Annotated in this window: 6 protein-coding genes; 1 reads left to right on the forward strand and 5 read right to left on the reverse strand. The window is 65.6% G+C overall.

Annotated features, from left to right (window positions below; translation table 11 throughout):
- Positions 1–191: 191 nt before the first annotated feature.
- On the forward strand, positions 192–1,340 hold the full coding sequence (locus EV193_RS26145; RefSeq protein WP_242613677.1) for a lipase family protein: 1,149 nt from the start codon (positions 192–194) through the stop codon (positions 1,338–1,340).
- A 199-nt stretch (positions 1,341–1,539) separates the two neighbouring features.
- On the opposite strand, the gene EV193_RS34500 is transcribed toward EV193_RS26145, so the two are convergent.
- The 5 genes from EV193_RS34500 to EV193_RS26170 form a co-directional block, all read right to left on the reverse strand.
- The gene (locus EV193_RS34500) at positions 1,540–1,674 is read right to left on the reverse strand and encodes a hypothetical protein (protein ID WP_278044218.1); all 135 of its coding nucleotides are present in this window, start codon (positions 1,672–1,674) and stop codon (positions 1,540–1,542) included.
- Complete coding sequence (locus EV193_RS34600; RefSeq protein WP_207222808.1) at positions 1,632–2,048, reverse strand: amidase family protein; 417 nt, start codon at positions 2,046–2,048, stop codon at positions 1,632–1,634. The genes EV193_RS34500 and EV193_RS34600 overlap by 43 nt, the downstream gene beginning before the upstream one ends.
- 130 nt (positions 2,049–2,178) lie before the next feature.
- On the reverse strand, positions 2,179–3,462 hold the full coding sequence (locus EV193_RS33510; RefSeq protein WP_165401508.1) for a DUF6801 domain-containing protein: 1,284 nt from the start codon (positions 3,460–3,462) through the stop codon (positions 2,179–2,181).
- 497 nt (positions 3,463–3,959) lie between these two features.
- On the reverse strand, positions 3,960–4,610 hold the full coding sequence (locus EV193_RS26165) for a DUF6801 domain-containing protein (protein ID WP_130347489.1): 651 nt from the start codon (positions 4,608–4,610) through the stop codon (positions 3,960–3,962).
- Between the two features lie 385 nt (positions 4,611–4,995).
- A partial coding sequence (locus EV193_RS26170) for a fibronectin type III domain-containing protein (RefSeq protein WP_130347558.1) occupies positions 4,996–6,205 on the reverse strand: 1,210 nt, incomplete at its 5' end.

Genomic DNA, 6,205 nt, shown 5'->3' on the forward strand with positions numbered 1-6,205 from the left:
CTTCGTGAAGTTGTCATTCTCGCCAGGCCTGTTCGATGCAATTTGTGGTCAATTTATGAATTGCGCGAACGAATAGCATGATAATCTCTCGAAAGAATGGTGTGCATTTCTACGGGAGGGTTCGAGCGGTGCGAAAGCTGATATCACGTTCTGCTGTTTCGGTATTGGTGGTGGTCGCCGCCGTACTCGCGATGGCCGGACACGCGGCGAGTGCGCCGCGTGCGGCGGCCCCGGCTCAGAAGGCACAGAGCCTTGACGAGTTCTACGTGCCGCCGAACCCCCTGCCGCAGGGCGCGCCCGGAGACATCATCCGGGCGCGCCCTTCCAAGGCCGGGCCGCGCGCGGCCACGGTCAACGCGTGGCAGGTGATGTACCTGTCGACCAACGCGCACGGCCAACCCAACGCGGTGACCGGCACCGTGCTGGTGCCCAAGAACGTCGACCCGGCCACGGCGCCGGTGATCGGGATGGGCCCGGGCACTCATGGGCCGGCCGCCCACTGCGTGGTCTCGAGCATGATCAACGTCGGTGCGTACTACGAGCAGAACGCGCTGAACGACATGTTCGCCAAGGGATACGCGGTCGCGGTGACCGACTACGAGGGGTACCACCCCACGCCGAAGACCACGTACATGAACGGCAAGTCGATGGGCAACGCCGTGGTCAACGTGGTGCGCGCGGCGCAGCGGTTGCCCGAGGCGAAGCTGTCCAAGGACGCCAAGGTGATGTTCCGCGGGTACTCGCAGGGCGGCGCCGCGGCGACCTGGGCCGGGCAGATCCAGCCGGAGGTCGCGCCCGAGCTGAAGCTCGTCGGTGTGGTCGGCGGCGGTGTGCCGGCCGACCTCGTGCAGGTGGCTCTCCCGTTGGACGGGAAGTTCGGTTCAGGGCTGCTGTTCTACGCGCTGCTCGGCTTGAACAACGCCTATTCCGAGCTCAAGTTGGAGAACTATCTCAACGAGGCCGGAAAGGCGGCATTCGCCGACATGTCGGCGAACTCGTGTGCTCTCGAACTGCTCAGCAAGTACCGGGACAAGCGGGCCAACGACTACATGACCTCGAGTCCGATTCTGACGCCGGAGTGGCTGGCTCGGATCGGTGAGAGCAAGCTCGTCGGAAAGGCGTCCGCTGTTCCGATTTACCAGTACCACTCCACGGGCGACGACCTGGTCGACTTCTCGCAGGGCAAGACACTCCGTGACGAGCAGTGCGCGGCCGGCGTCAAGTTGACCTGGCATGAGTTGCCGACCGACCACATCACCGGGGTCTACACCGGCAACCCCGGCGCGCTCGAGTTCATGGTCGACCGGCTGGCCGACAAGCCGGCCACCTCCAACTGCTAGCCGCACCACAAACGTGCCGGCCGGGTCGGGGTTCCAATCCCCGACCCGGCCGGCATTTCCATGTCAGCGCTGTGGTGTTCGCGAGTCCCGCGCCCTGCATCGGCGAGTCCCGCGCCCTGCACCCGCGAGTTCCGCGCCCTGCACCCGCGAGTCCCACGTCCTGCATCGGCGAGTTCCACCTTCTGCACCGCCCGGGAGATCACCGGCGAAGCCGGCTGGCACGTTGATCGCGGGATAGCCGGCGCAGTACGGCGTCGATGCCCTGCTCGCGGGACAGCTGACGCATCGCGCTCAGCGCCTGCCGATACACCGGATCGTCCAGCGAACCACCCATGGCTTGGATGGCTTCCAGCGCGTGCCGCAGCTAGCAATCGGCGTTGCGGCTGTAGCCGTAGTACACGGTTCGCGGAATGCCGATCCGTGCACCGCGCAGCCCGCCGGTTCAAGGAATCGGGCGTGGTCCGAGTGAGCGTGCGCGTCAGCTGTGGCGGGATCGCGCGGGTCGGGTCCGGCGAGCACGCCGAGCACGATCGCGGCGTCGGCGACGCTCCTGGTCATCGGGCCGACGCTGTCCATGCTGGGTGAACCGCCGCCGACGCGAGTTCGGGTCGACCTTGAGATCACCGCCCGCGGCAACGGATTCATCCGCTCGCTCCGGCGCAGCGAGAACGCCGTCAGCCGTGCGGGCGTCGAGCGGCCGGCTACCATCCGCTGGTGCAGCTCGTCGACGCCCAGCTCCACTCGCTCCGGTAGAGCGTTCTCCACAAACAAGTGCCGCCCCCGCCGGTCGGCGGGGGCGGCACTTGTTGTGCTGTGTTGCGTGACTACCTGAACAGACTCAGTTGGTCGGGGTCAGATCGAGGTCGATCGTGTTACCCGGCCCGGCGGTGAACGCGCTGATGAAGTCGTTCAGCGCGCCGCAACCCTTAACCGCGGCGAGCGTGTACCCGCCCACCAGCTTGCCACCCTTGGTGATGTCGAACGGGTCCGCCTTCAGGTCGGTGGTCGACTCGGCCACGGTCTTGCAGTCCGGTCCACCGCCGATCGGGAAGCCGAACGCGGCGACCTCGTCGAGGTGGGTGATGAACGTGGCCTTGGCCGTCAGGTTGGTGCCGCCGTAGACGCCGACGGTCTTCTTCGGGATCTCGAAGGAGATCTTCACCTTGGTGGGCAGGAAGCCCAGGATGTTCATGTCGCCGACCGTCGGGTTCAGCACCAGATCGGCCGTGTAGTTGCCGGTCGCCAGATCGACGTCGGCCACGATGTTGCCGGTCAGCGGCGCGTTCCCGTTGGGTGACTTGACGAACGTGCTCCCCTTCAGATCACCCTTGAAGATCAGGCCACCGCCAGGGTTCGACGTGCTCGTCGTCGGAGTGGTCGGGGTGGTCGGGGTGGTCGGGGTGGTCGGGGTAGTCGGAGTCGTCGGAGTCGTCGGGGTGGTCGGAGTCGTCGGGGTGGTCGGGGTAGTCGGGGTGGTCGGAGTGGTCGGGGTGGTCGGGGTAGTCGTGCCGCCACCAGTGGCCTCGACCGTGGCCAACTCGGTCGGCATGCCGCCCTGCAGCTTGCAGTCCGAGTCGAAGGTGCCGAGACCGGTGGGGCTGCCGTCGGCCTTCTTCGGCGTCATCGTCAGGAACAGGCCAACGACGTCGATCTTGTAGGTGCCCGGCTGGGGCAGCGTGATCGCCGGCGCCTTGGCCGTGATGCCCTTCAGGATCAGCGGGTTCCCGTTGGCGGGGATGGGGTTCGAGGGGATGACCACCGGCACATCCAGCGGAAGATCGAGACCCGGACCTTTGAGCGTGACCTTGGAGATTCCCGTGCCCTCGATGGTCTTGCCGCCGACGATGTTCAGGCCCTCGGTCGCCTTCAGGCCGGCATCCGCCTCGACGTTGATCACGAACTCGGGGGTCGGCTCGCCCACCGGGTGCTTCGCCGGGATGTCAGTCTTGATGACGGTCTTGGTCGGCTGAATGTTGATCAGCGGGTAGGGGCAGTCATAGGTCTGGGTCAGCTCGCGTGGGTCCGCGGAGGCGACGCCACCGCTGAAGGCCATGCCCGCGACTACCAGGCTGGCCGTGGCCGTCGCGGCGATGCCCGCAGCCACCTTCTTGGAAATTCGCATTCGATTCACGAAAAATCCCTCCGTGGGTATCAAGCGCCGAACGCCGCTCCTAGCGATGCTGGGGCGACGTCGTATTTCGGCTCGGTAGAAAGCGCGCTACCTTCGTGCAAATTATCCAGCGGGTTTGGGGAGCGCAAGCATGGACCTGGAGTGGTCCTTCTGCGGTGTGAGAACTTGTCAGATCGGGCCACCGTGGGCTCGTTCGGCTTGGCAGGGCCACACACACCACATGCTCAAGCGGGCATCCGCCAACGCGTTTGCCCGGGTACGGCGCGTCGCGACGGCAGAGCAGTCGTACTCAGATCCTGATAAAGCGGCCCGAAAATTCGTTGCCCTGCACTAATACGGATCCAGGCTTGGCGAGTATCAATACTCAATCTAGCCAACTCTGGGCCAACGAGGAATGTCACCTCGCCCACTCCACTCGTTGACCCGGGGCACGGCACCGCCCCCGCCGTGGGACCTGTGGCAGGGGCGGTGCGGTTGTGTGCTGAGGGTCAGCGCTCGGAGTCCGGACGAACGCCCTCAACCTGGGCAGCGGTGCCCTCGATCGTGGCCAGCTTGGTCGGCTGGCCCTGCTGCAGCGTGCAGTCCGACTCGAAGGTGCCAAGGCCGGTGGGGGTTCCGTCGGCCTTCTTCGGCGTCATCTTCAGGAACAGGTCGGTGACGTCGACCGTGTAGGTGCCCGGCTGGGCCACCGTGATCGACGGCGCCTTGGCCGTGATGCCCTTCAGGACCAGGGGAGACCCGTTGGCGGGTACCGGGTTCGACGGGATCGTCACCGGCACGTCGAGCGGCAGGTCGAGACCCGGTCCGGTGAGCTTGACGTTGGAGACGCCCTCGCCCTCGATGGTCTTGGCTCCGACGATGTTGAGGCCTTCGGTGGCCTTCAGCCCGGCGTCGGCGTCGACGGTGATCTGGAACTCGGGGCTGGGCTGGCCCACCGGCAGCTGCGGCGGGATGTCGGACTTGATGACGATCTTGGTCGGCTGGACGCCGATCAGCGGGTAGGGGCAGTCGTAGGCCTGTGCCAGCTCCACCGGGTCCGCGGAGGCGACGCCACCGCTGAGGGCCATACCCGCGACTACCAGACCGGTCGTGGCCACCGCGGCGATGCCGGTGGCGCCCTTCTTGGAAATTCGATTCACGAAAAATCCCTCCGTGGGTTTGTGCACTGAGGTCAGCCTCGGCTGCCGCGCCGACACCGAAAGCCGATCGGCTTCCTGGACCTCTTGTTGCGGGTTCTGCAAACAATCCTCCGTGACGAGTGGGCCGTAACGGCCTCGATATCGATGAGTAACGAAGCGTCACGGGTGGGCGCAACCGTCAATCGGAGGGTGTTCGTGAAGTTGTCACGAAATTGAAGCCGTTTGCCTGTAACGGTTGGCACACTGCAACAGATAGAAAGATTTCGGCCTACTTCACCCACTTGTCATCGAATGACAAATAACACGATGGGAATCATTCGGAAATGATAAACACCGCCCCCGCCGCGACGAGCGCGACGGGGGCGGTGCGGTCGGGGCGCTGTGGTCAGCGCGTCTTCGGGGTGAGGTTCACATCGACGGTGTTGCCAGGACCAGCGGTGAACGCGCTGATCAAGTTATTCAGGACGCCGCAGCCCTTCAGCGGGGGCAGCGTGTACGTGCCGGCCAGCTTGCCGCCCTTGAGCGGGTCGAAGCCGGCCGGCGACCGCAGGTCGATCTTGGTCGACGTCACGGTCTGGCAGTCCGCGGAACTGCTCAGCGGGAAGCCGAACACGCTCACCTGTGGCAGCTTCACGATCATGTTCGAGCTGGACTTGAGCACGCCGTCCTTGAGCGTTCCCGTGGTCTTCGATGTCTGCACGAACTCGATCTTCGCCGTCGTCGGCAGGAAGCCGAAAAGCGAGAACTTGCCGGTCGTCGGGTTCAACACCATGTCGCCTTCGTACGCCCCTGTCGCCAGGGTGTAGTCGACGTCGATGCCGCCCTTGAGCGCGGTCTTGCCGTTCGGTGCCTTGATGAACGACTCGCCGGCGAGGTCGAACCCGTACTCGATGACCTCGCCGCCGCCCGGTTGTGTCTTGGCGGTGACCGCGTTGCTGGCCGGTGAGACGTTGTTCTTCGCGTCCTTGGCCTTCACGGTGAAGGTGTAGCTGGTGTCGGGCGTCAATCCCGACACGGTGGCGGTGGTGCCGGTGACGCTGGTGGCCAGGGTGGCGCCGTTGTAGACGTCGTAGCCGGTCACGCCCAGGTTGTCGGTCGACGCGTCCCAGGCCAGCGACACGCTGTCCGTGGTCGTGCCGGTTGACTTGGCGTTGCCCGGTGCGGTCGGCGGTTGGGTGTCGACCGGCGGGGTGTCCTCCTTGGTCTTGGCCGTGACCGCCGCGCTGGCGTCGGAGGTGTTGCCGGCGGCGTCCTTGGCCTTGACGGTGAACGTGTAGCTGGTGTTCGGAGTCAGACCGGTGACGGTGGCCGTGGTGCCCGTGACGCTGGTGGCCAGGGTGGAGCCGTTGTAGACGTCGTATCCGGTGACACCGACGTTGTCGGTCGACGCATCCCACGCGAGCGACACGCTGTCGGTGGTCGTGCCAGTGGCTTGCGGGTTACCCGGTGCGGTGGGTTTCTCCGTGTCGACCGGCGGGGTGTCCTCCTTGGTCTTGGCCGTGACCGCCGCGCTGGCGTCGGAGGTGTTGCCGGCGGCGTCCTTGGCCTTGACGGTGAACGTGTAGCTGGTGTTCGGAGTCAGACCGGTGACGGTG

It is taken from the genome of Herbihabitans rhizosphaerae (assembly GCF_004216555.1).
Taxonomy (GTDB): Bacteria; Actinomycetota; Actinomycetes; order Mycobacteriales; family Pseudonocardiaceae; genus Herbihabitans; species Herbihabitans rhizosphaerae.